The sequence below is a fragment of the Pseudoalteromonas sp. S327 genome, from assembly GCF_005886415.1.
GTDB lineage: Bacteria > Pseudomonadota > Gammaproteobacteria > Enterobacterales > Alteromonadaceae > Pseudoalteromonas > Pseudoalteromonas atlantica.
In genome coordinates, this window is sequence record NZ_PNDP01000030.1 from 43,003 (window position 1) to 67,624 (window position 24,622).

Here is a 24,622-nt window from a genome sequence, read left to right on the forward strand (position 1 = left end):
ATGGCTTTATTAGAAAGTACTCACAGACGTAAAAACCCGCTAACGGGGCGCTGGGTATTAGTATCACCGCATCGTAATAACCGCCCGTGGTTAGGTGCTACAGAAGCAGTAAACGAAAGCATATTACCAAAACACGATGAAAGCTGCCCACTTTGCCCAGGCAACACCCGTGCAAATGGCGACAGCAACCCAGATTACAAATACACCCATGTATTTAGAAATGACTTTGGCGCACTGACGCCTAATGAGAGCGAGCAATCGCAAAGCTTAGACTCAGACAGCGATTTATTTATTGCTGATGAAGCAAGCGGCGAATGCCGTGTGATTTGTTTTTCACCAGAGCATAACAAAACACTGCCAGAGCTTGAGCACGATGCCCTGCACGAAGTAGTAAAAACCTGGAAAGACAACTACACAGAACTTGCACAACACTATGAATGTGTTCAGGTGTTTGAAAATAAAGGCGAGATCATGGGTTGCTCGCAACCTCATCCGCATGGCCAAGTATGGGCGCATTCGCACTTATCAACCGAAATAGAAGCCGAAGATACCCAGCAGCTTGCTTATTATAAAAAGCATGGCAGCGCGATGCTTGCCGATTACGTGCAAAAAGAGCAAGCAGATAAAACCCGCGTCGTATTTGAAAACGAGCACTGGCTTGTTGTAGTGCCATTTTGGGCAGCATGGCCGTTTGAAACACTGCTTGTAACTAAAGATAACATTCAAAACTTTAGCCAGCTAAACGATGCGCAAACAGACGCCTTAGCACAAGCGCTTAAAGTATTAACCACTAAATACGACAACGTATTTAATTGTAGCTTCCCGTATTCTATGGGATGGCACAATGCACCGGCTAATCGTGGCTCAGATGAGCAACATTGGCGCTTACATGCCCATTTTTACCCGCCGCTACTTCGCTCTGCCACCGTTAAAAAACACATGGTTGGCTACGAAATGTTAGGCGAAAGCCAGCGCGATTTAAGCGCAGAAACAGCTGCCTCTATTTTACAAGCAGCCAGTACCACACACTACAAAAAAACAGCAGGACACACTGATGACGCTTAACGATTTTCAACAACAATTTTTATCACTGTACGGTGCGCCTGCTCAAGGTATTGCTGCAGCACCTGGGCGTGTAAACCTAATTGGCGAATTTACCGATTACAACGACGGCTTTGTATTTCCGTGCTCGTTAGAGTTTCGTACTCAAGTTATGTTTAAAGAGCGCGACGACAACATCATTACCGTGCATTCGTTAAATTACCCAGGCGAAAAAGACAGCTTTAGTGTTGATGAAGACATCAGCGAAGGGCAATCGCAATGGGGTAACTATATCCGTGCCGTGTCATTTGTACTAAAGCGCGCGGGCCATACTTTACGCGGCGCCGATTTACTTATTGACAGTAACTTACCGCAAGGCAGTGGTTTATCGTCATCGGCGGCATTAGAAGTGGCCATTGGTGGTATGTTTAACCATATTGCACAGCTTGGTTTAAGCGAAGAAAAAATTGCCTTACTAGGCCAAGAAGCCGAAAACGACTTTATGCATTGCCAATCGGGCATTATGGATCAGCTTATTTCGGCAAAAGGCGAAAACGGCCATGCGCTTTTAATTGACTGTGAAAACCTAGCGACTGAATCAGTAAAAGTACCTGATGATTTAAACATTGTTATTGTTAACTCTAACTACCCACGTAAATTGGTAGATAGCGAGTACAACCAACGTCGCGTTGACTGTGAGCAAGCAGCTGCAAAAATGAATGTAGCCACGCTTCGTAAAGCCACCATGGACACGCTTGAAGCAACTAAAGATGCACTAAGCGAAAACGAATACAAACGTGCACACCATGTAATTAGCGAAAACGAGCGTGTAATTGCAGCAACTAAAGCGCTGCAAAATAACGACATTGATACGCTGCGCGAGCTAATGGCGGCATCGCACCAATCGCTTAAGCATTACTTTGAAGTAACCGTACCAGCAACCGACGGCCTAGTAGAAATTTGTAAAGAAGCGATGGGCGAACGCGGTGCAGTACGTATGACCGGCGGCGGTTTTGGCGGTGCGATTGTGTGTTTATGCCGTGATGCAGAAGTACCACTTATCAAAGCAGCGGTGGAGCAGCACTACTTTGAGCGTTTTAATTTAAATGCCGACATTTACGTATGTTCAGCAGGTTCAGGATTACAAATTACGTCTTTTTAAACATCATTAAGGAATAAGCATGGCAAAGGTTAATTGGGGTATTATTGGGTGTGGCAATATTGCTCACACCTTTGCTAAAAGCATTGCGCATTGCGCTAATGCACAGCTTATTGGCGCTGCATCGACCAGCGAGCAACGCGCAAAAGAATTTGCCACTCACTATTCAGTTAAAGGCTATGAGAGCTACCAGGCCCTTATGCAATGCCCACACATTGACGCCATATATATTGCTAATACCCACGAGCAACACTTTAAAACTATTGCGCAATGCTTAGTGCACGATAAGCATGTACTCAGCGAAAAGCCCATTACTGTTAATGCACAGCAACTCATAACCCTTAGCCAGTTAGCCGAGCAACAAAACTGCTTTTTAATGGAAGGTGTATGGATGCGCTTTTTACCTGCCATAGTAAAACTGCAGCAGTTATTAAGCGAGGGCGTAATAGGCAAAGTACACAGTGTGAATGCCAACTTTAGCCTAGCGGGCGACTTTGCTGACTCACACCGGTTAATGAACCCAGCGACCGCAGGTGGCGCATTGCTTGATTTAGGTATTTACCCTATATCAATTGCCGATGTGGTATTTAATAAAGCCCCTGAACAAATTAAATCATTAGTACATAAAAGCACGACCGGCGTAGATGAGCGCAGTGTAACCCTTATAAATTACGGCCAAGGGCAATTTGCGCAGCTTAGTAGCGCGTTACAACAAAATGGCCCTACCGAAGCCTGTATTTTAGGGGAGCATGGGTATATTCGCATTGCTGAATTTGTTGGTGCACAGTCGCTAGAGCTTCATTTAAACGCCCAACAAGTGCAGCAGTTTGATTTTAGCTTTAATGACGATGAAAACTTTAAATTTGAAATTGCGCACGTTAGCGAATGTATTTTACAACAACAAACACAAAGCAATGTATTACCGCTCAGCACAAGCCTGCGGGTAATGCACATAATGGATACGCTTCGGGCGCAGTGGCAGCTTAAATACAGCGATAGCGTTGAAGCCCATCAGCTAGATTAATAATAAAAAATACACACAACAAGGATACACAATGACAACCACACACACGTTAAAGGCGCTTTCAAAAGCCTTGCTGCTAGCAACGGGCTGCTTAACAGCAAGTACTGTTTTTGCAGATCAAAAAACGCCAGAGCAACTCTACCCACCTTTAACCAGCGAAGTACTTCCTGAGCTTGCTGCTAAAGGTAGCTACAGCGTTGGCGTACAAACGCTTGATTTAGTAAATCCCGCGCAGTTTGACCCTGCAACCCAAGGGAAAAAAGATCGCCCTTTAAAAGTAGAAGTGTGGTACCCAGCAGCAGACAGTGCAAACGCACCCTTAACCAGCTACAGCGACATAACCCGTACTGGTAAAATGTTTACCTTACAAGCCGATGCCATGCGCGATGTAGCCATTAATAACAAAGAGCACTACCCTGTTATTGTGCTCTCACACGGTTATACCGGCTATCGTACAATTATGTATTACTTGGGCGAACATTTAGCATCGCATGGGTACATTGTGGCAGCCATAGATCATACCGACTCAACCAATGCAGATGTTGATTTTAAAAATGCGCCGTTTTCGGGCTTTTTTAGTACCCTTATTAACCGCTCACGCGATCAACAATTTGTACTTAACTACTTTAACGAACAAAACAACTTTGCCAGCAAGCAAGTAGATAACAAAAGCGCAGGCATAATTGGTTACTCTATGGGTGGTTTTGGCGCGGTTAATACAATTGGTGGCTGTTATGACTTTAACGAGCAAGCCACTGCAATGTTTACCGGTATAAAAGATTCGGCGCAAATTAAACAAGTGCAGCAATTACTCAATAGCTGTGCAGGTGGGCAATATAAAAACCCACAAGTAGATACACGCATTAAAGCCATGGTGGCCTTTGCGCCTTGGGGCGGGCAACATAACTTATTTAATGCCAGTGCTATGCAAAACATTAAAGTGCCTTCGCTTTATGTAGCGGGTAGCTTAGATGATATATCCGGTTATGAAGGCATTAAAAACCTATATAACCAAACGGGCAGCCCCGACAAGTACCTGCTTACTTACAAAAATGCGCGCCATAATATTGCGCCGCACCCTGCTCCTGCTATTGCCAAACGTAGCAGCGAATTAGATATAGGCCATTACTACGAGCCATCGTGGTCAATGCGCACCCTAAACGAGACCAACAAACACTTTGTACTTGCTATGATGGACTGCCACGTAAAAGGCATTACCAGCCAATGTGAATACCTAGACTTACCACAAAATGGCGACCAAGCTGTGGTTAATGGTAAGCCACTGCCAGCATGGCATGGGTTTGATAATCGTTTTTCTACTGGTATGGATTGGCAACAAGCTAAACCGCGCACCAAGTAACACAAACTTTGGCGGCTATTTTTATATTTAGCCGCATACGCACTTAAAATAATGCTGCTATAAAACACCTGTTATTTAAAAGAGTTAGCAAATAAAAACAGCGTGCTTATTTTTTAAACGGCTATTTTAAGAAACAATCATTGCCATTAATGTAAGTTAAAGGCAATCTAGTCATATATAAGATAAGATAAATAACACAAATATCATGTCAAAATACATACTCTCAATTGATCAAGGAACCACAAGCTCTCGGGCCATCTTGTTTACAAAAGATGCAGACGTTTTTGGCTCAGCACAACAAGAATTTTCGCAGCATTTTCCACAAAATGGTTGGGTAGAACACGACCCTAACGATATTTGGCAAACCGTGCTAAGTACCAGCCGCGAAGTATTAGCAGATAAAAACGTTAAGCCTGAAGAAATTATTGCCATTGGTATCACCAACCAACGTGAAACCACTTTAGTGTGGAACAAAAAAACCGGCAAACCTATTTATAACGCCATTGTGTGGCAAGACCGCCGCACCAGCGATTACTGCGAAAGCCTAAGCACTGACGAGCTTTGCCAAACCATAAGTGATAAAACCGGCTTACTGCTAGACCCGTATTTTTCGGCCACTAAAGTACGCTGGATTTTAGACAACGTTGAAGGCGCACGCGAACAAGCCCTTGCAGGTGAACTGGCGTTTGGTACCGTTGATACCTACTTACTATGGCAGTTAACCGGTGGTAAAGAGCACCGCACCGACGCCACCAATGCATCACGCACTATGTTATTTAATATTCATACTCAGCAATGGGATCAAGAACTCCTCGATTTATTCGAAATTCCTGAGTCTATGCTGCCCCAAGTGATGGACTCAGCCGACGAATTTGGCTCAACCAGCGACGATATTTTTGGTGCACCAATACGCGTATGTGGTATTGCCGGCGACCAGCAAGCAGCCCTTGTTGGCCACGCATGTTTTGAGCAAGGTATGGCAAAAAGTACTTACGGTACGGGCTGTTTTTTAATGCTGAATACCGGCGAAAAAGCGCTTACCTCTGAAAACCGCTTATTAACCACGGTGGCTTATAGGCTAAATGGCAAACCAACATATGCCATTGAAGGCAGCATTTTTATGGCAGGCGCCACGATGCAGTGGATTGTTGAAGGCTTAAAACTATTAAGCCATGCCGGAGAGAGCGAATCGTTAGTAAAAGATGTACCGCTTGATCATGGGGTATTTTTAGTGCCTTCGTTTACAGGTTTAGGCGCGCCCTACTGGGACCCAAATGCACGTGGCGCTATTTTAGGTTTAACCCGCGACTCGGGCATTAGCACCATTGTTGCTGCTGCGCTGCAATCGGTTGGGTATCAAACCAAAGACTTACAAAAAGCAATGGAACGTGATGGCTTACGCCCAAGCGTGTTACGGGTAGATGGCGGTATGGTTAAAAATAACTGGGTACTGACCTTTTTATCAAACATTTTAGGCGCAACGGTAGAGCGCCCAACAGTGACCGAAACCACCTCTTTAGGCGTAGCATACTTAGCAGGCTTACAAACCGGTGTGTATGAGTCAACTGAGCAATTAGCTAAAATGTGGACCTGCGACCGTCGTTTTGAGCCAACAATGAGCGCTGACGAACGTAACGATTTATACGCAAAGTGGCAGCACTGTGTAGCGCAAGTTTGTCTCTCTAGTGACGATAGCAAACAAGCGTAATACGCCCAGCCGCTAATTAAAATTAGCGGCTTACAAAACACCGGCAACAGCGCTTAAATGGCGCGTTGTACGCTGTATGTTTTAAAAAGATCAGGATTAAAAATTAACAAGCAAAAAGCGCGGTTATCTATTGTCAAATAAGAGCCGCAGCTTTATGATGCTATATGTCTTATTTATATTACAAATAAAAAGGTTAGCTCGGTGGAATTAGCAGATAACGAATACGACTTACTCGTCGTCGGTGGCGGTGTAAACGGCACTGGAATAGCAGCTGATGCAGCAGGCAGAGGATTAAAAGTTCTATTGTGTGAACAATCAGACCTTGCCAGTGCAACGTCTTCAAATAGTTCTAAGCTGATCCACGGCGGTTTACGCTACCTTGAACATTACGAATTTAGATTAGTAAAAGAAGCCTTGGCTGAGCGCGAAGTGCTGCTTAAAAATGCCCCGCATATTATGTGGCCGCTCACCTTTAGGCTACCGCATCAATCGCACCTACGCCCAGCATGGATGATCCGTATTGGCTTATTTATGTACGACAACCTAGCTAAGCGCGAAACACTGGCTGGCTCGCGTGGCATTAAATTTGGTGAAAACAGCGTATTAGAACCTTCAATTACCAAAGGGTTTGAATACTCAGATGGCTGGGTTGATGATTCACGTTTGGTAATTTTAAACGCCTTAGCTGCCCAAAACAAAGGCGCGACCATTGCTACGCAAACCAAGTGCGTAAGTGCAAAACGCATCGATAACCAATGGCAGGTAACGCTTGAGCAACAACAAACTAAGGCGCAACAGACTATTAAAGCCAAAGGTATTGTTAATGCAGCAGGCCCGTGGGTTGCAAAATTATTTGACGAAGCACTGATAGAAAAGTCACCACAAAATATTCGCCTTGTTAAAGGCAGCCATATTGTGGTGCCGCGTATTCACGATGAAAAACAAGCCTACATTTTACAAAATAAAGATCAGCGCATTGTGTTTGTTATACCGTTTGAAGATGACTACTCGCTAGTAGGCACCACCGATGTTGAACACAAAGGCGCAGCGCAAGATGTAAAAATTAGTGATGAAGAAATCGATTACTTAATCGATATTACTAACAGCTACTTTAAAAACCACATTAAACGCGAAGACATAGTACATACCTTTTCGGGTGTGCGCCCACTGCTTGATGACGAATCAGTGAATGCACAAAAAGTAACGCGTGATTACAAGTTAGAGCTTTCAAGTGAAGGCAAACACACACCACTGTTAAGTGTGTTTGGTGGCAAAATTACCACCTACCGTAAACTTGCCGAAGCTGCAGTGAATAAGCTTGAAGAATTTTACCCGCAAATGAGTGAAGCGTGGACCAAACACAGCGCCTTACCTGGTGGCGATTTTAGCTCGGTAGAAGCGCTGACCAATGAGCTTAAAGCGGCTTATAGTTGGTTACCAGAAATCACTCTTAAACGCTTTGTACGTACCTACGGCACTCGTGCAAAACTAATTTTAGGCAGTGCAACCCAGCTCAGTGATTTAGGCCAAGACTTTGGTCATGGCTTATTTGCAGCAGAAGTCGATTACTTACTAAATGAAGAATGGGCGGGCAACGCATATAATATTTTATGGCGCAGAAGTAAACTAGGACTGCGCTTTAATGAAGCACAAGTGGCAACGCTTAATCATTATATTACGCAAAGCCAAGCGGCTAAAACAGCTTAACAGCAGCTTTAATCCTTACTTAATTTAAGAACTAGCCCCCAATAATTGCACAATCAATATTGGGGGCTTTTTTATATTATTTGGTTTTATTACTATTAAATAAGTAGTTAAAACCACTTAACGTAGCCTCTTTCACGTCAAACTCTAAACATTGCACACCAATGCAATTTAACGCATGAGTAAAGCAGGCATTTAGTTGCTCTGTGCCAATAACGACCACTTTAGAATTATTCACCAATTGCCACTCACTGGCATGGCGTGCAGCGCGTACATCACTACCAATAAGTACGCCCGACAAGTATGCCTTGGCTTGCACTGGTGTTAACTCTTTTGAAAGCTGGCGCGTACGGACACTAAAAATACCGTGCGCCAAATTACCGCTGTCACTGCCTAACGTGAGTTCACAGCCTTGCTCAAATGCATGCCAATCAAACTCCCCCGCTTCACAGTCGTTAGGAATAAGTACACTTTGATGACATAGCAAGTCGTATAATTCGCCGGTCATTGCGGTTTTAAAACAGATGATTTGGCCATCTTTTAACAGCACCCATTTAGTATGGGTACCGGGTAAACAAATGAGTACGTTGCCGTGCTGATAGGCCGGGTTTTGCTTTAAAAAACCTAAAATTTGCAGCTCTTCGCCGCGCATTACATCAAATAAATTGTTTTGTAATGTGCATTTTGTACCAGGCAAAGCACTGACTTTATTACCTGCACAATCAAAATTAATTGCGCCACTAAGCAGGCTTTCGGGGTTTATGGGGCACGCTAAATAAGGGGTTTCTTTCCAGCCAATACTTGAGGTGATTTGCCCTGCCATATAAATAGGTAAAACGCCGTATTCGCTGGTCCATGGTGCAACGACACCAATTAAAGTATGTTCAAAGTTTTGTTTATCTCTAATCACACCTGGGCCGTCGCGCTGAGCAATTAAAGTTAACTGCCCTGTGGTATTTACGCTGCATAAATAGGCGCGCAAATGACTCGTGCCCCAATCTACGGCTATAAAAAGGTTTAAGTGCTGCAACTTAGAGCCTCCCACCGTCAATTTTAATACCTTGGCCGGTGATCATACTGCTTTCGTCGGCAGCTAAAAAAAGTGCCAAATTAGCTACATCTTCAGGGGTTACTAACTTTTTAAGAGCCATGGCTTCCATCCACTTCACTTGCTCTTGCTCGGTAAACCAACTGGCTAATTGGCGGTCGGTGGCAACCCAACCCGGTAAAATAGCATTCACCCGAATACCAAATTCACCATAATCGCGTGCCAGTGCTTTAGTCATGCCGATTAAACCGGCCTTTGCCGTTACGTAACCCGCCATTTGTGGCTGCCCCATGATGGCATTGATAGAGCTAAAATTAATAATGCTCCCCGCGCCTTCGCTTTTCATAAAAGACATAGCGACTTGCGAGGCAAAAAACGCCGGATTTAAATTAATTTGTAGGCATTGATCCCAATCTTGTACTGTAACGTCTTCACTGGCTTGGCGGCGGTCATTGGCTACATTGTTTACCAGTACATTAATAGCGCCTAGTTCAGCACATGCATCTACCAAAGATTGCTGTAAAGCATTTGAGTCGGTTACATCAACCTGTCTAAACCACAATTTGGCGTTTGGCAGTGAGGCTATAAGAGATTGAGCAGCCTCGTTATTAATATCTATAAAGGCAATTTTGGCAGCTTGAGCGGCGAACGCCTTTACCATTGCACGGCCAATGCCTGAAGCGCCCCCGGTAATAAAAACAACTTTGCCAGAAATACTGGGATAGTGAGCGTGATTATTCAAATGCGTTTCTCCATAATACAGACTGCCCCTCTCAATATTTATAATTATTTGCTAAAGAGGATTACTGTTACAGCTGTGTTAAAATACTTGCCTTTAACAAAGTTTATAACATATCCTTTCGTACATTAATATGATATATGATATATAATAAAGCAATAACTCATTCGGATAACGCTCAATGAAAAGCCAACCTCGTCAAAATTTAACACAACAATTAACCCATGATTTAGGCTTTGCAATTGTGCGTGGCGTTTACCCAGTTAACGAAGGTCTGCCCTCAGAAGCTGACCTATGCGTAAAATACGATGTGAGCCGCAGTGCAACACGCGAAGCTGTAAAAATGCTCTCTGCTAAGGGCTTAATATCTTCTCGCCCTAAGCAAGGGATCCGTGTACTGCCAGAAAGCAGCTGGAATATGTTTGACACAGATGTACTGCGCTGGATTTTAAGCAGTAAACCGTCGCTTTCTTTATTAAAAGAGTTTACACAAGTACGTGTCGCACTTGAGCCACAAGCCGCTGCCCTAGCAGCTGAAAATGCCAGCGCCGAACAACTTGCTGAAATAGATAACGCACTTGCCCGCATGGCCGATGCAGACCAAGGCTTAGACGATCCGCTTGAAGCCGATATTGCCTTTCATACCAGTATTTTAGTAGCCAGTAATAACCGCTTTTTTGTACAGCTCACTGAATTTATTAGCACCGCGCTGCGCGTAAGTATTCGTTACACCAACCACATTAAAGGTGTGCCAGGGGCCGACGTTGCAAAGCATGCTGATATTTTAGATACGATTAAATCGCGCAATCCAGAGCGCGCTAAAAAAGCAGTAGAAACCATTTTAGAAGAAGCGCTTGAGCTGATTGAGTCTAAACTCGACTAATAGCTTAAAAAACATTATTAAAAAAGGGAGCTAATTAGCTCCCTTTTTACTGCTTGCTATATTTTAAGCTTTGTTAAGCTCAAAAATAAGCGATGTTTGCGGGAATGAAATTGGCATTTGTAGGCCAAATTCCATCAACACTTCACCCGTAAAGGTTTGCCCGTTAACAGCAGCAATAGACGAAGGTCGGTATTCTTCAAATTTAACAGGCCACACTAAATTAAGTGTGTACTGCGTATCTGCATCTAAACCAACAAAACGAAGCTTATTAGGCGCAGTGCGCGGTGTTTCGCGTACACTGTTATACGCAAATAACGCTTTTGATTTTTGCTCGTCGATTAAACCAAAGTTAATTGATAAATCGTCGCTATCGAGGCGGTACAAATCGGCAGCATGAATAAATTCACGGTGCTCTTTGTGCAGCGAAATAGCCGCTTTAAGCGCATTGTATTCGTGATCGGTCAGCTCACGTGGGTCCATTTCAATACCCATGTGACCAAACATAGATACCGCAGCACGCATTTCAATACTGACATTACGACCTGTGATATGACAATCACGAGGGCCTACGTGTGCACCCATAACCGACGATGGGAAGAAGAACGAACAACCACGTTGAATTTCAAGACGGTCAAGTGCATCGTTAGAATCTGACGTCCATACACGGTCTGTGTGTGCAAGCACACCATAATCTACACGGGCACCACCTGACGAACAGCTTTCTATTTCAAGGCCAGGGTGCGCCGCTTTAATACGATCGATTAAGCGATACAGTGCCAGTGTTTGCTGATGCACCGCAGGCTTGCCTGAGAAGTTACCCGCGTGGTTTATATCGCGGTTCATATCCCATTTAATGTACTTAATTGTTGGGTATTCAACTAAAATGTCATCAATCGCTTTGTATAGGTATTCAATAACCTCAGTGCGCGTTAAATCAAGCACTAGCTGGTTTCTAAAGCTAAGTTGCTCGTTATTTTCTGAGCCTAATACCCAATCAGGATGGGCGCGGTATAAGTCACTATCTGGGTTTACCATTTCAGGTTCAAACCAAATACCAAACTCCATGCCTAAGCTATTTACATGGTCAATCACGGGCGATAGGCCGTCTGGGTAAATTTCGTAATCTACGGTCCAATCACCTAGGCCTGCATAATCACCACGGCGACCTTTAAACCAACCGTCGTCCAGTACAAAACGCTCAATACCTAATGGCGCTACTTTATCGGCTAACTGCTTTAGCGTGTCTACATCGTGATCGAAGTAAATACCTTCCCACGTGTTGTAATGTACTGGGCGTGTTTTTTCGCGCTGCGCCTGGCTAAGTAAGTTAGCTTTAACAAAACGATGAAAATTACGCGACAGCGCACTAAAGCCATCGCTCGAAAACGAGCCATAAATACTTGGGCTTTGATACGTTTGGCCTTTAGCAAGGGTTAGCTCGCCCGGTAATAATAACTCACCCATTTGCACATAACGGCGCCCTTCTGGTAGTAGCTCAGCGCGTAGCTTGTTGTTACCGCTCCAACCTAAATGAAAGCCATAACACTCGCCTTGTTGCTCGCCTGCGCCTTCGCTATGAACTAATAAACCAGGGAATACGTCGTGCGATGTTTTACCTTTGCGGTTTTCGCGTACAAAGCTGCCTAATACTAAATCAACCGATTGACGTTGAAATTCGTTAGACCAACGTCCTTCAAAGCTCACTAGCTTGTTCATGCTATCGGGTAGTTGGAACGTAGGTGCGGCGCAAAAATTAACGCTTAGCGGGGCATCACTTAAATTAGTTAATACAGTATGCGCACTTAGCACATCGGTGTTGCTATCAAGTGTGATGCTGTGCACTACTTCAATACCACGCAGCTCATCAACACTTACAAACTCTAAACTAGAAGGGGTTGGCTGACGAACATCTTGAAGAGCAGGCCCAACTGACCAAGCTATGGTGTCGTTTGACAGCTCTAGCCCTGGCGCGCCTGTAAAGCCTTCACCTAATAGCGGAGAAAGAGAAATAGGTGCTTCTTCAACCACGGCACATTTTACTTCCTGACGAGTCGCAAGCTGAGTTAGCATTGTTTCAGTTGTTTGCTCAGATAGGCGCTTACCAAAATAAAGTAAAGCTGGGGTTTTGCTCTGGCAGTCGAAAATAACGGTGCTGTTTGCGCTGTCTAATCGAAAGAATGGTTTAATATCAGCCATGATTCTCCTGTCCTCTTTAATGAAGATGAGTTTAATACGCGAGTACATTATATGTGTGCTTACTCGCCGCTTACTGCATCAAATTGCAGTCAGTGATTTTAAAATAATAGTATATATCATACAAATTACTTTTAGATAGTGTTTACGGTGTAATTTAGCCAATATTATTACTGGCTATACCAGTCATTAACTTAAACAGCGGTTAAAAAATTTAATACCACCTTGAGCAATATTATATTTAGTAGGCTTTTAGCCTGGGGTAGTCTGTAAAACCCCAGCAGGTAGTCACACGTTTAGCCCCGCAAAATGATTAAGTATTATTGCCCATGGGTGTTATCTACAGTGTCGATTAATTGAATAAATAAAAATCGGCCTAAGTTACCTTAGGCCGATTTAGTAATGTGTTAACTGGCTAATAAAAAGTGACTTAACTTTTTATTGCTGGTTATTTTGGTGCGTGCACTGGTGGCGTATCTTCAATAGCAGGTGTTTTACCTGCCCACTGTGCATTTAAACCAAACACTACTTTATTAACGATTAACGCAAAGGCTACACATACAATAAGTGTAATTGGCATTAAGTGAATATAGTGTAGTTCAGTATGTAGCGGCGAATTTTCAAACGTCAGCATGCCATACATAACCACGCCTAAAATTACCGCGGCAATACCTGCACGCGCATCTACATTTTTAAACAATAAGCCCACTACAAAAATTGAGAATATAGGCATACTTAATAAGCCGTTTAACTGTTGTAGTAAGTTAATAATGCTGTCGGCTTGCTGATAAATTGGCACAAGCACAAGCGTTAAACTAGTAAGTAACAACGTAACGTAGCCACTTAGCTTTACTACACTTGGCTCTTTATTAAAGTAAGCTTCGTGAATATCACACACGTAAAGTGCCGTAGCCGAGTTTAATAAGCTGTTATAAGTAGAAAGCACTGCCGCCGCCATTGCTGCGGCAAACACACCCGTTAACCATGCAGGCATTACATCACCTACAATTCGACCATAAGCTGCATCGCCAATGTCGCCATACAATTTGTACGAAATAATACCCGGTAGTACCACAATCGCCGGTACAATTAAAAAGCGAATACCCGCTGCTGCAAATATCCCTTTTTGCGCTTCTTTAACGTTTGGCGCAGCCATTGCACGCTGGGTAATGGTTTGGTTAGTACCCCAGTAATACATTTGAATAAAGATCATACCGGTTAAAAGCGTAGGCCAAGGGATTGGCGAGTCAGCGTCACCAATTAATGTTAAGCGCTCTTGTGGAATACCGCTAAAGTCGTAATCAATCGCGTTAAGCGCTAAAAATACGACCAGTATTGCCATACCTAACACTAATAAACCATTGTAGGTATCGGATACGGCAACCGCACGTAAGCCACCAAAAAATGCATAAATAGCCCCTACTAAAGCGAATGCGGTCGCTATGTACATTAGCGGAATATCAACCTTAAACATGGTCTGCATAAATAGCGCACCAGAATAAATAACCGCAGGCATGTAAATTAGCGCATTACCTAAAAAGAATAAGCCACCAATAACAGCGCGAATGTGCTTGTTGTTGTAGCGTTTTTCTAACAGTTCCGTGGTGGTTGTACAGTTGTACTTGTAATAAACAGGAATAAATACTTTGGCTAAAATAATAAGCCCTAAAATAGCCGCCAATTCCCACCACACGAGCAAGGCCATTTGATTACCATTCATGCCCACCAGCTGGTCGGTACTTAAATTTGTGAGCGTAATTGAGCCTGCTACAAACATCCAAGTAAGGCCACCGCCCGCTAAAAAATACTCTTTTGTTTGATTATCACCACTATTACGGTTTTGGCCTCGGCACTTCCAATATGTAAGTCCACCAATTAAAGCGGTTACAAAGAAAAAAACCACCAACTGCAAAATGTTGTCTGACATGTGTGTGTCTCCAGCGCGTTAAACGCAATGTCTGTCTATGTGAACGTATTAACCTATGAAGGCTAATTAATAAATTGCACCTTACAGTGCGTGTGCATCTCGACTTAGTTCTAACTTAATTTGCTTTAATGGCATAAGTTCAGGATGCTGGTTGTGACGCTTTACTAACGCATTTAACTGAAACAACGAAATAAGCATGCTGTTAAGTACGCTCAGGTAACCTTGTTTGTGTAAATTGGCAATGGTATCGCTGTCTAAAGTTTGCAGTTTATCTTCATCAGCAGTGCTCAAACCTTGAATAGTTTGCGCCTCGCCTTGTTCAAACTGCAAAACAATATCTATGTTTTTAATAAGCCCTAAGCGGGCAATTTCTTGGGTAAATTGATACGTTTGGTAATCATTTTTTAAATCGCTTTCTAGTAGCTTTTGCTGCGCACTTAAATACAGGCTTGGGTTGCCTTTGGCATCAAATAGCGGCTCGCCTTGCTGGGTATTAACGGCTGAGCTTTGCTCATCAATAGCAATAAAGTAATCACTGCTATTTGCCTCACGAGTGAGTAAATAAAGCGGCTGGGTTTGCATGCACACAGGTGTGTACAACGCTTGCCATTGATTGTTACTCACAAATAAACTTTGCTGAGCACTAAAGCTGGTTAAACCCGAAATGGTGTAGCTGCCGTTGTGTGCGTTACGCGCTAAAAAAATAGGTAAATCGCAGGCCGCTTTTGCTACTTCGTTTGCACGCAGGTTAACTAAATGCTGTGTTTTTGCGTATTCAACACCCGCATTAGGGTTAATTTTTATTGCTTGGTGTTGAGTATTTGATAGTTCACTAATTGCCATAGTTACACATCCTTAAACTGGGTTAGCCGCAAGCCACTGCTCAATATAAGCACGGTGAGGCGGCAACGTTTGCAACATCTGCTGTGTAAGCTGGCTGTTACGTTCAATTATTTGACTTGCTTGCGCATCGTTTGAGTACAAATACGCTTGCTTAGTAAAGTCGGGCTTAAAGCCCATACCGTATAAAACATACTGGTAACTGGCGGCAGGAAATAGCTCTAATGCGCCATGAAAATCTTGAATAAGTGGGCCACGCGTCCCCCAAAGCAGCAAGTCTTCTTGTAAACTTTGCGGAATGCTTTGCGGTTGTACGTGCGCTTGCCAATAAGGCTCTGGGCGCTTAGTTAGCATGTAATGTAGTTTTAAAAAGTCGATAATACGCTGCCAGCGATAATCCATTTGCTCATTAAAGCGCTTTGCAACAATGGACATTACTTGGGTATCGGCTGGCATGTGCTCTGCAACAAAGCGAGACGAAATTTCAACCAACATAATGGCGGTTGCTTCAAGGGGCTCTACAAAACCTGCCGACATTCCCACTGCAACACAGTTTTTGTGCCAAAATTTTTCGCGATAGCCTGACTCAAAACTTATTTTTCGGGCAGTTAAGCCTTTAGCGGCATCACCTAAATAGTTACGTAAGTTTTGCTCGGCTTCTTCATCTGATAAAAACTTGCTTGAATATACATGCCCTACACCACGGCGATGCGTTAGGCCTATATCCCAAATCCACCCAGCATTTTGTGCGGTGGCAATGGTATGACTGGCCAGTGACTCATCACCTTCATCGTAGGGGACTTGCATAGCTAGGGCGCTGTCGTTAAATAATACGTGATCCATTTTTTTAAATGGCACGTTAAGGGCTTGGCCTAATAACAGCGATGAAAACCCCGTGCAGTCTATGAATAAATCAGCGTTTATTGTGCGGGTTTGATCGGTTAAGGTAAGCGTGTCTATAGCCCCGCTTTCATCAAGCTTTACCTGATCAACGGTGCCAATAATGTGCTCAATGCCTAGTTTGCTCTTACAATGCTGTTTTAATAGCTCAGCAAAGGCGCCGGCATCTAAATGGTATGCGTAATTACAATTTGCTTGATACTCGCCTTGCGCAATGCCTCTCGGGGCTAGGTTTGCTTCGCAAATATCGTGCTGAAAATTAGTTTGCTGAGCAAAGTTTTCAACATTATCTAAATAGGGGGCTAAATCTATACGGCCGTAGCCTAGCGGTACCGTAAAGGGATGGTAGTAAAAATCGTTGTTGCCATGCGTCCAGTTTACAAATTTACCGCCTTGTTTAAAGGTGGCATTACAGGCTTTAAATACATCCACTTCTCGCAAACCAATTTGCTGAAGCGTGTTTTTCATAGTGGGCCAGGTACCTTCACCTACACCAATTGTTGGAATATCAGATGATTCTACCAACATCACTTTTAAGCCATCACCCTTATTACCTTGGTGATACGAAGCGATAATTGCAGCGCTCAGCCATCCTGCTGTGCCGCCACCAATTACGGCGATTGTTTTTATTGCTTTATTCATAACGGACTACTCTTTGAGTACTTTATTGATAACCGGTTAGACAACAAATGCCCTTTCGGGCATTTGTTTAAATTAGTCTCATTTTGTGCAAATTAGCTACTAACTTTATTAGTAACAGTACTTATAATGCACTGCAATGAAAACTAAGAGGCAATCACTGCCTCTGCTATCAATTAAAACGTACCGCGAATACCAAACGCGTAACGTGAGCCATTATCTTCTACAGAGTAGATTTGATTAGCAAAACGGCCCGTTTGCACTAGCTCTTCTTCAGTAATGTTGATGCCTTCGGCAAAAATAGTGAAGTTTTCGTTGATATCGTAGCTTGCACTAATATCCCATTGACCGTACGTTTCTACGTTCACTGGTTCGCCGTTAAAGCCGTTATCAACTAAGCGTAAAAAGCCCTCACGGTTGTTAAATGCAACACGTGCCTGCCAGTTATCTTGCTCGTAAAACAGCACTAAGTTTTGTGAATCACCTAACCCTTCAAGCGCAAATGTTTGGCTTGTATCGCCATCAACACTAATATCGCTATCTACTACCGTGGCATTAGCAATAAAACCAAAGCCGTTTTCAAACATATGAGTTACACCGATTTCGTAACCCGTTACCGTTGCAGACTCGCCATTTTGCGGGCGACTTACAGTGTAAACTTCTGAGCTACCGTTAAGTTCGGCATCGGTTTGGTCAGTACAGGTTGTACACGCAAAATCAGGGCCTGTACGGTCAGTCATGTCGTATGTTTCGTCGCCGGTTAGGGTAACAATAAAGTCATCCACTTCTTTACTAAATACGGCAAAGCTAAATAAGTTAGCGTCGTTGTAGTACCACTCGTAAGAGATATCCCAGTTTTCAGATTGGAATGGCTTAAGTGCAGGGTTACCACCACTTGCTGTTAAGTTTTGACGACGAGGCTCGTTAAACGTGGTCGCAGGTGATAACTGTGACATAGTAGGACGAGTAATACTGTCGTACGCTGCAAAGCGTAAAATCATGTTGTCTTGCAGTTCAAGCTTAACGTTAAAAGAAGGAAGTAAGTTTGAGTAACTCGTCCCTTCTTGAATGTCTGTTGCCGGGCCAAATACGTTTTGGAATAAAGTGGCATCAGAGGTAGGAATAACATCGCTGATAAAGCTTTGTACAGCAGCTACTTCAATATCAGTTTCTGAGTAACGTGCACCCATGTTAACCGTAACTGGCATATCAGCCAGGTCAAAACCAATGGTAAAGTCCATGTAAAGGCTAGTGATATCTTCGTTAATTGTGTAACGGTTATTCTGTAGTGTTGGCTCTACAGGGAAACCTTGGTCAGCAAGGTAATCAAGCATTTTGTCGCCGTCGTAGCTATAAAATGTATCAATTAAACCTGGGAAGTAGTTACTTGCTGAGTAAGCTTCAAAATCAATTTCATCAAGTGGTGCTTCAGTGCCGTAACCACAAAATTGACATTGGCTACCAAAAATTTGGAAGCTTGATTTTTCACGTTCTTGACGATAAGCACCAAAGTTAATGCGATCAACCGGGCCTTTATCTGGTACATATTCAAAATCGGCTTTGATTTCAGTAATTTCATCTTCATCAGTAAACTGATTACCAATTTCGTTGTAGTGAAGACGCGCAAGGCTTGCATCTGGCAGCGAGCCATTTTCAAAACCATCATGCTGTACGGTAGGAACGCTACCGGTGCCGTCAAAGCTGTAGCTGTTAATAATACCCACTACGTTAAAGCGGTCATTACCAGCACGGTCGTTTTCAGCTGTTGAGCGAGATACGTCAAATTTTGCTTTTAATGACTCGTTTACTTGCCAGTCAACGTTAATACCAAATGCTTTGTTAGTTACATCACGCGAGTTACGTGTGTGTGATACAAAGTCGGTTGCAGGGTTGCCACTGGCGTTACCTAAACCAACTTCTTGCGTAAAGGTAAGCAAGGTACCCGTTTCTGGATCGATTGTTGCGCTACCTACGCGGTCTGGTTCAAACCAAGAAGCTAAATCGCGTACTGATGAGTCCACTTCAAATTTAGAAATTAAACCATCTACGGTAATAGTAATATCGTCAGACGGTGCATATTGTAATACTAAGCTTGCATTAGTACGTTCACGGTCTTGCTCATCTACAACTTGGTCCCAGTTACGTGGGATGTATGCATTGTCGTACAATACGCCGTCTTGTGGATTTGAAATAGTTTGTCCACCGCGCCAACCAGCCGTTAAAATTTGGTTATTTTGCAGCTTACGTTGTTGGTTAGTGATGGCAAAAAGCACACCGAGCTTGTCGTCGTTAAACGTATTACTTACTAAAAATGAAGCCGATGGCGATACTTCTTCAGAAAGGCTTTCGTACATGCCTTTCACTGAACCAATCACATGTAAGCCACCAAAATCGAATGGACGAGCTGTGGTTACGTTAACCGTACCACCAATGCCGCCTTCTTGAAGCGTTGCACTGTTACTTTTATAAATATCAGCACCGGTGATTTGGTCTGCCGCTAATACATCAAAATTAAATTCACGCCCTGCACTGTCAGTCGCAATTTGACGACCATTTACAAGTACCGTGTTAAATTGTGGGCCAAAACCACGAATTGTTACTGCTTGTCCTTCACCGCCACTACGGTCAATGACTACACCTGTAATACGTTGCAGAGACTCTGCTACGTTTAAATCAGGAAATTTACCAAGATCTTCTGCTTTAATCCCATCGGTTACAACATTAGATGCTTTTTTATCTAACATTGATGAACGTAAGCTGCTGCGAATACCCGTTACTGCGATAACCTCAACATCTTTATCTACTACTGTCGGTGTGTCGCCTTCAGCGCCTTGAGCTGCAACGTGGCCGCTTGCCAATATGCCTGTAATAGCAATACTGAGTGCGGTTTTCTTGTTGAACGATAACTTATTGTTAATTATCATTTTTTAAAAACTCCTGATTGTGCGTAGTCATTTTGTCGTTGTGTGGTGTGTATAGCTTCAAATACTATTTATAATATAAATACTTTAAATCGAGCAAAAGTGCAACCTTTTCCTTAATTATGGCTATCTTTTTGTTACGTGTATTTTTCTTTTTGTTTTCTTTAATTTAACAGTAGAATTAGTACGTTATTGCGAAAACGCAAAAATTATTTGATGATTATATTCTTCATCCGGCAATAAATTAGCTTTTGGACAATCGCTTCTATTTGCTGCATTGGGCCAGTTTTGAGCTTCTAAGCACACCGCTTGGCGTGCTTTAAAAGGAGAGCCTACAAAATTTGCCGTATAAAGCTGCATACCAGGCTGGGTACTTTTAAGGGTTAAATTAACGCCCGTGTGTGGCGAGGTTAATGTAGCCATTGTTTTTAAACGATTGTCATCACTAAAAATATAGCAATGATCAAAGCCACTACCGGCATCAAGTTGCGCATGCTGTGCGCAAAGTGCATCGCCAATGGGCTTAGGGTGAGTAAAATCAAAGCAGCTGCCCGAGCCATCTTCATGATGGACAAGCGGTATACTGTTACTATCGATAGGTAAATACGTTGCGGTATTTATTTGCAGCAGGTGATTATTAATGCTTTCACTGCCTTCAAGATTAAAATAGCAGTGGTTGGTAAAGTTAACGAGAGTTTCTTTATCGGTAATGGCTTTGTAACTGAGGATTAGCTCGCCATTGCGTGCAGTAATTGTTTGCCAAACTTGTAATTGGCCAGGAAAGCCTTCTTCTCCATCTGCCGAGCAGTAATAGAGCTCCACTTCATTATTGCTTTGTTTAGTGACTTGCCACAGTACTTTATTAAAGCCTTTTTCGCCGCCGTGTAAGCTATTTGGGCCATTATTTGCTTTAAGTTGGTACTCTGTGCCTGATAATACAAAACGTCCGTTTTCAATACGATTTGCGTAGCGCCCGACTGTTGCCCCTAAATAAAATGGGTTTTCTAAATAATAAGCAGGTTCGTTAACGCACAGTGTCATCTCTTGGTTATTAAACTTTATGCTTTTGATAATAGCGCCAAATGGCAATATTTCTGCAGTTAAGCTTTTACCATCGCTAAGCGTTATTACCTCTAACGATTTATTGCCAGTTGTAGATGCCACATTCATTCTCCATAAACTACCAGCTCAACAGTACCTGTCATAGCGGTGCAACAATATATAATATAAATAGTATATAAGTGAGAAGCGTAACTCAATCAAAATGCGTTAAAATAACGCTATAAAAATTCACAGCTGTCGCTTGTGGTTTACATCACCGCTCCTCGTTGCGTGGAGTAAATGCACCTAGTTAAACTAGGTGTTCGCTGAGTGCTGCGACTTCTGCTTCGCTTAAATTTTGTTTAGCTTTGTTTTTAAAGTTATAACGCACTAATACAGTTTTACCCACAACACAGCATTTACCTTGCTGCCACGCCTCTTGCTTAATGGTAAAAGAGCTATTTCCTACATGCTCAACAGCTGTTTTAATCGTCACTTCGTGAGCATAAAATAATTCCCCTACAAACGATGCTTCTATTTTAGCAATGATCAGTTTCCAGTCGTGTGGGTTTAGATCGGGGGTAAAAAATTTAAAAATAGGGACGCGTGCGGCTTCAAACCACACAGGTAGTACGGTATTGTTGATGTGTCCGAGTGCATCTGTTTCGCTAAAGCGCGGCATCACTTTTTCAATAAACATAAAAATCCAAATAAAAACTAAATAAAAAGGTAAATCATGACGGACTTTATCCACGTTATTGATAACGCGTTAAGCGATGATTTTTGCGATAACTTTATTACCACATTCTCTAACAGCCCGCATGTAAAACAAGGTGTAACCTCTGGTGGTGTGGACTTAAAAAAGAAAGACAGCCACGACCTGCAATTAAACAGTTACCCAGAATACGCCCAACAATTAAAGCATATTCAGCAAACCACTGCACAGCATGTTTTTAACTATGTAGAAGCACACTTTTTTATGCTAATTGGCGCATTTGGCTTAAAAGTTTATCACCCAAAAACGGGGGATGTGGTGGATTTAACACAGGATAACTTTGACGAAGTGGGCAAACCACAGCTCTCTGTGTTGGTGCAGCAAATATTTAGACTTGGGAACATTCAGGCGCAAAAGTACGAGGTAAATAAAGGCGGCTACCCTTACTGGCATAGTGAAGTGTATCCACAGCTACAACACAATGAAGCCCTGCACCGTGTATTATTATTTATGTTTTATTTAAACGATGTAGAGGAAGGTGGCGAAACAGAGTTTTATTATCAAAAACGTAAAATTGCGCCTAAAAAAGGCACTATGGTCATTGCCCCTGGCTACTTTACGCATACCCATCGAGGTAATAAACCTGTCTCTAACGATAAGTATATTTTAACCTCGTGGGTGCTATTTAACCGTGCAGAGCAAATATATGGTGCGCCTAAAAGTTAGCGCACCAAAATTAGTATCATTTAACCGAGCAGTTCATCAAATAAATTAAACAACTGATCTAGCTCTTCAATGGTGTTGTAGTGCATACAACCAATACGTACTACACCGCCTTTATCAAGCACACCTAATTGCTTACACAAACCTTGCGCGTAAAAATGTCCATCCCACACACATATGTGTTGCTTACCTAAAAATTCAGACACTTCACGTGGCTCTAAACCTTCAAACGTTAAAGCAAAAGTAGGTGTACGCTCGTTTAAGCGATCAAAATCATCAATACCAAACAATTTAATACGCGGGTAATTAACCAAACGTGTTAAAAAGTGCTCACTAAGCGCCATTTCATGCTGCTTTGTTTTAGCAAAAGCCGCAGCTAACTTTTCACGGCGCGTGTGGCCTTCATCAAGCCCGCTAATTGCAGCAATGTAATCAACAGCGGCAATAAAACCAGCTAAGGCTTCGAAGCTTTGCGTGCCTGTTTCCCATCGACCTGGTGCTACATCTTTAGCTGGTTCTACTTTGTAAGGCGTAAAACCTTCAAGGTGCTGTGTTTTACCGTACACCATGCCTAAGTGAGGACCAAAAAACTTATAGGCAGAACAAGCCAAAAAGTCGCAATCAAGGGCCTGAACATCAACAAGCTCGTGCGGTGCATAATGCACGGCATCAACGTACACTAATGCGCCTACAGCATGGGCAAGCTCTATAATACGTTTTATATCGTTAATAGAACCCGTAGTATTTGAAGCGTAAGTTACCGCAACCAGTTTAGTATTGCTGTTTAATAAGCTTTCAAACTGCGCCATATCTAAGCTGCAATCAGCCTCGTTAATTAAAGCGGTTTGAACTTTAACGCCTTTATCTTGCGCTGCTTGCTGCCATGACGATACATTTGAGAAGTGATCGGCGTTAGTTACAATAATCTCATCACCGGCTTGCCAATCGCGTGAAATAGCACGGCTAAAGCTAAAGGTAAGGCTGGTCATGTTAGGGCCAAACACTATATTTTGTGCACTTGGCGCATTAAGTAAATCGGCTGCTGCTTGGCGCGCATTTGCCATCAACTCAACGGTTTTATCACTTGAAAAAAACGCACCGCCTAAGTTTGAGTTGTAGTGCCCTAAATAAGCAGTCATTGCACTTAGTACAGACTGCGGCACTTGAGAGCCACCTGGGCCATCTAAAAATATTGGCGATTTACCATCAACGGTTTGTATTAATGCAGGAAACTGCTCACGTAATTGCGCTATGTTCATGAGCATTCCTTAAGAGGTAAGTACAAAACAATCCAGGTAACCCGGCTTGTTTGTATCTACTTTGTTCATTGGCGTTGCATTGTGCCAAACTTGACGGTCGTTTATTAGTGCAAACATTCCGTCTTTAATTTCCATTTTAAAACACGGTTCAGCTTGCTTGTTTTCGTATACAAGCAGCTCGCCGCCTTCTAAGTTTTCGTGAGAAACACCACATACACAAACATGGTCAAACCCATCTTGATGCACACCTTCAGGTGCTGCGGGCGTATCGCTATCAATGGCAAGCATTCTAAATTGGTGAATTTCAATATCACGGCCTTCATCAATGCCGGTAAGCTCACAAAACTCACTTACAATGCTTTTCATACCTTCTGACTCAAGTAAGCTTTGCTCTAAGTTTTCATAAGTACGCTCAACATTACCCTGAAAGGTATTAATAGAATCGTCTTGAACAAACGCTTTGGCAGCTTGTAGTTTTAGCTCACCATTTTGAAATTTAATTACCGAGTAACGACGCTTACGAAATTCACCATCTGCATACGGATTAGCAGGTAGGTTATCAAAAGAAGGCTTAACCAAATCAATATTTGCTTGGTTAATAAAACGAAGTTGCAGTAAATTCTGGTTGTTTAATGCAGTCATAAAATCTCGCTTAAAATAATGAGAATATTGAAAGAGATTTTAATGCATGTAGAAAGGAATATTTGCTTTATTATTTATATAAAAAGTGGGTAATGTTTATATTTAATTCAATTAAAACTTATTACAGCATGAAATATTCAATTTTATTTTAGCCAA

General features: G+C 42.7%; 19 protein-coding genes. 8 read left to right on the plus strand and 11 right to left on the minus strand.

Annotated features, from left to right (window positions below; all coding sequences use genetic code 11):
* The 6 genes from CWB60_RS09255 (at position 1) to glpD (ending at position 7,999) form a co-directional block, all read left to right on the plus strand.
* A complete protein-coding gene (locus CWB60_RS09255; RefSeq protein ID WP_138578039.1) occupies positions 1-1,065 on the plus strand; it encodes a UDP-glucose--hexose-1-phosphate uridylyltransferase in 1,065 nt (354 codons plus the stop codon).
* Complete coding sequence (gene galK, locus CWB60_RS09260; RefSeq protein WP_024032028.1) at positions 1,055-2,203, plus strand: galactokinase; 1,149 nt, start codon at positions 1,055-1,057, stop codon at positions 2,201-2,203. The genes CWB60_RS09255 and galK overlap by 11 nt, the downstream gene beginning before the upstream one ends.
* Positions 2,204-2,222: 19 nt before the next feature.
* A complete protein-coding gene (locus tag CWB60_RS09265; protein ID WP_138578041.1) occupies positions 2,223-3,224 on the plus strand; it encodes a Gfo/Idh/MocA family protein in 1,002 nt (333 codons plus the stop codon).
* Positions 3,225-3,255: 31 nt separating this feature from the next.
* Positions 3,256-4,584, plus strand: a complete 1,329-nt coding sequence (locus CWB60_RS09270) for an alpha/beta hydrolase family protein (RefSeq protein WP_138578042.1) — start codon at positions 3,256-3,258, stop codon at positions 4,582-4,584.
* A gap of 205 nt (positions 4,585-4,789) precedes the next feature.
* Entirely contained in the window at positions 4,790-6,292 is a 1,503-nt protein-coding gene (gene glpK, locus CWB60_RS09275; protein WP_039972273.1) for a glycerol kinase GlpK, read from the plus strand.
* Positions 6,293-6,493: 201 nt separating this feature from the next.
* Positions 6,494-7,999, plus strand: coding sequence for a glycerol-3-phosphate dehydrogenase (gene glpD / locus CWB60_RS09280; protein WP_096041020.1), 1,506 nt, complete (start codon positions 6,494-6,496; stop codon positions 7,997-7,999).
* 76 nt (positions 8,000-8,075) lie between these two features.
* On the opposite strand, the gene CWB60_RS09285 is transcribed toward glpD, so the two are convergent.
* Positions 8,076-9,026 (minus strand): 2-dehydro-3-deoxygalactonokinase, encoded by a 951-nt coding sequence (locus CWB60_RS09285; RefSeq protein WP_126005559.1) that lies wholly within the window; start codon positions 9,024-9,026, stop codon positions 8,076-8,078.
* 1 nt (position 9,027) lies between these two features.
* On the minus strand, positions 9,028-9,786 hold the full coding sequence (locus CWB60_RS09290; protein ID WP_024032022.1) for an SDR family NAD(P)-dependent oxidoreductase: 759 nt from the start codon (positions 9,784-9,786) through the stop codon (positions 9,028-9,030).
* A gap of 178 nt (positions 9,787-9,964) precedes the next feature.
* Here CWB60_RS09290 and CWB60_RS09295 point away from each other — a divergent pair, with 178 nt between their 5' ends.
* Positions 9,965-10,666 (plus strand): FadR/GntR family transcriptional regulator, encoded by a 702-nt coding sequence (locus CWB60_RS09295; protein ID WP_004588172.1) that lies wholly within the window; start codon positions 9,965-9,967, stop codon positions 10,664-10,666.
* Positions 10,667-10,729: 63 nt separating this feature from the next.
* On the opposite strand, the gene CWB60_RS09300 is transcribed toward CWB60_RS09295, so the two are convergent.
* The 7 genes from CWB60_RS09300 to CWB60_RS09330 form a co-directional block, all read right to left on the minus strand.
* Positions 10,730-12,862 (minus strand): alpha-galactosidase, encoded by a 2,133-nt coding sequence (locus CWB60_RS09300; RefSeq protein WP_138578043.1) that lies wholly within the window; start codon positions 12,860-12,862, stop codon positions 10,730-10,732.
* Between the two features lie 445 nt (positions 12,863-13,307).
* Entirely contained in the window at positions 13,308-14,786 is a 1,479-nt protein-coding gene (locus CWB60_RS09305) for an SLC5 family protein (protein WP_024032020.1), read from the minus strand.
* An 81-nt stretch (positions 14,787-14,867) separates the two neighbouring features.
* A complete protein-coding gene (locus CWB60_RS09310; protein WP_138578044.1) occupies positions 14,868-15,629 on the minus strand; it encodes a SapC family protein in 762 nt (253 codons plus the stop codon).
* Between the two features lie 12 nt (positions 15,630-15,641).
* Positions 15,642-17,168 carry a tryptophan halogenase family protein gene (locus CWB60_RS09315; protein ID WP_138578045.1) on the minus strand — a complete coding sequence of 509 codons (1,527 nt, stop codon included), beginning with the start codon at positions 17,166-17,168 and terminating at the stop codon, positions 15,642-15,644.
* 173 nt (positions 17,169-17,341) lie between these two features.
* A complete protein-coding gene (locus CWB60_RS09320) occupies positions 17,342-20,089 on the minus strand; it encodes a TonB-dependent receptor (RefSeq protein ID WP_138578046.1) in 2,748 nt (915 codons plus the stop codon).
* A 186-nt stretch (positions 20,090-20,275) separates the two neighbouring features.
* Entirely contained in the window at positions 20,276-21,250 is a 975-nt protein-coding gene (locus CWB60_RS09325) for an aldose epimerase family protein (RefSeq protein ID WP_249318376.1), read from the minus strand.
* Positions 21,251-21,437: 187 nt separating this feature from the next.
* Positions 21,438-21,827: an acyl-CoA thioesterase gene (locus CWB60_RS09330; RefSeq protein WP_024032015.1), complete on the minus strand. Its 390-nt coding sequence runs from the start codon at positions 21,825-21,827 to the stop codon at positions 21,438-21,440.
* 36 nt (positions 21,828-21,863) lie between these two features.
* On the opposite strand from CWB60_RS09330, the gene CWB60_RS09335 reads away from it, so the two are divergent.
* The gene (locus CWB60_RS09335) at positions 21,864-22,568 is read left to right on the plus strand and encodes a 2OG-Fe(II) oxygenase (protein ID WP_029774123.1); all 705 of its coding nucleotides are present in this window, start codon (positions 21,864-21,866) and stop codon (positions 22,566-22,568) included.
* A gap of 20 nt (positions 22,569-22,588) precedes the next feature.
* On the opposite strand, the gene CWB60_RS09340 is transcribed toward CWB60_RS09335, so the two are convergent.
* Together CWB60_RS09340 and CWB60_RS09345 are read right to left on the minus strand one after the other, a co-directional pair.
* Positions 22,589-23,824 carry a cysteine desulfurase-like protein gene (locus CWB60_RS09340; RefSeq protein WP_138578048.1) on the minus strand — a complete coding sequence of 412 codons (1,236 nt, stop codon included), beginning with the start codon at positions 23,822-23,824 and terminating at the stop codon, positions 22,589-22,591.
* 9 nt (positions 23,825-23,833) lie between these two features.
* Positions 23,834-24,466, minus strand: coding sequence for a 2OG-Fe dioxygenase family protein (locus CWB60_RS09345; RefSeq protein ID WP_004588163.1), 633 nt, complete (start codon positions 24,464-24,466; stop codon positions 23,834-23,836).
* Positions 24,467-24,622 lie beyond the last annotated feature (156 nt).

Bases quoted from the DNA above. Each gene is read 5' to 3' on its own strand.
- CWB60_RS09255 (WP_138578039.1), top strand. From the start codon at position 1: ATGGCTTTATTAGAAAGTACTCACAGACGTAAAAACCCGCTAACGGGG.
- galK (WP_024032028.1), top strand. From the start codon at position 1,055: ATGACGCTTAACGATTTTCAACAACAATTTTTATCACTGTACGGTGCG.
- CWB60_RS09265 (WP_138578041.1), top strand. From the start codon at position 2,223: ATGGCAAAGGTTAATTGGGGTATTATTGGGTGTGGCAATATTGCTCAC.
- CWB60_RS09270 (WP_138578042.1), top strand. From the start codon at position 3,256: ATGACAACCACACACACGTTAAAGGCGCTTTCAAAAGCCTTGCTGCTA.
- glpK (WP_039972273.1), top strand. From the start codon at position 4,790: ATGTCAAAATACATACTCTCAATTGATCAAGGAACCACAAGCTCTCGG.
- CWB60_RS09295 (WP_004588172.1), top strand. From the start codon at position 9,965: ATGAAAAGCCAACCTCGTCAAAATTTAACACAACAATTAACCCATGAT.
- CWB60_RS09300 (WP_138578043.1), bottom strand. From the start codon at position 12,862: ATGGCTGATATTAAACCATTCTTTCGATTAGACAGCGCAAACAGCACC.
- CWB60_RS09305 (WP_024032020.1), bottom strand. From the start codon at position 14,786: ATGTCAGACAACATTTTGCAGTTGGTGGTTTTTTTCTTTGTAACCGCT.
- CWB60_RS09310 (WP_138578044.1), bottom strand. From the start codon at position 15,629: ATGGCAATTAGTGAACTATCAAATACTCAACACCAAGCAATAAAAATT.
- CWB60_RS09315 (WP_138578045.1), bottom strand. From the start codon at position 17,168: ATGAATAAAGCAATAAAAACAATCGCCGTAATTGGTGGCGGCACAGCA.
- CWB60_RS09320 (WP_138578046.1), bottom strand. From the start codon at position 20,089: ATGATAATTAACAATAAGTTATCGTTCAACAAGAAAACCGCACTCAGT.
- CWB60_RS09330 (WP_024032015.1), bottom strand. From the start codon at position 21,827: ATGTTTATTGAAAAAGTGATGCCGCGCTTTAGCGAAACAGATGCACTC.
- CWB60_RS09335 (WP_029774123.1), top strand. From the start codon at position 21,864: ATGACGGACTTTATCCACGTTATTGATAACGCGTTAAGCGATGATTTT.
- CWB60_RS09340 (WP_138578048.1), bottom strand. From the start codon at position 23,824: ATGAACATAGCGCAATTACGTGAGCAGTTTCCTGCATTAATACAAACC.
- CWB60_RS09345 (WP_004588163.1), bottom strand. From the start codon at position 24,466: ATGACTGCATTAAACAACCAGAATTTACTGCAACTTCGTTTTATTAAC.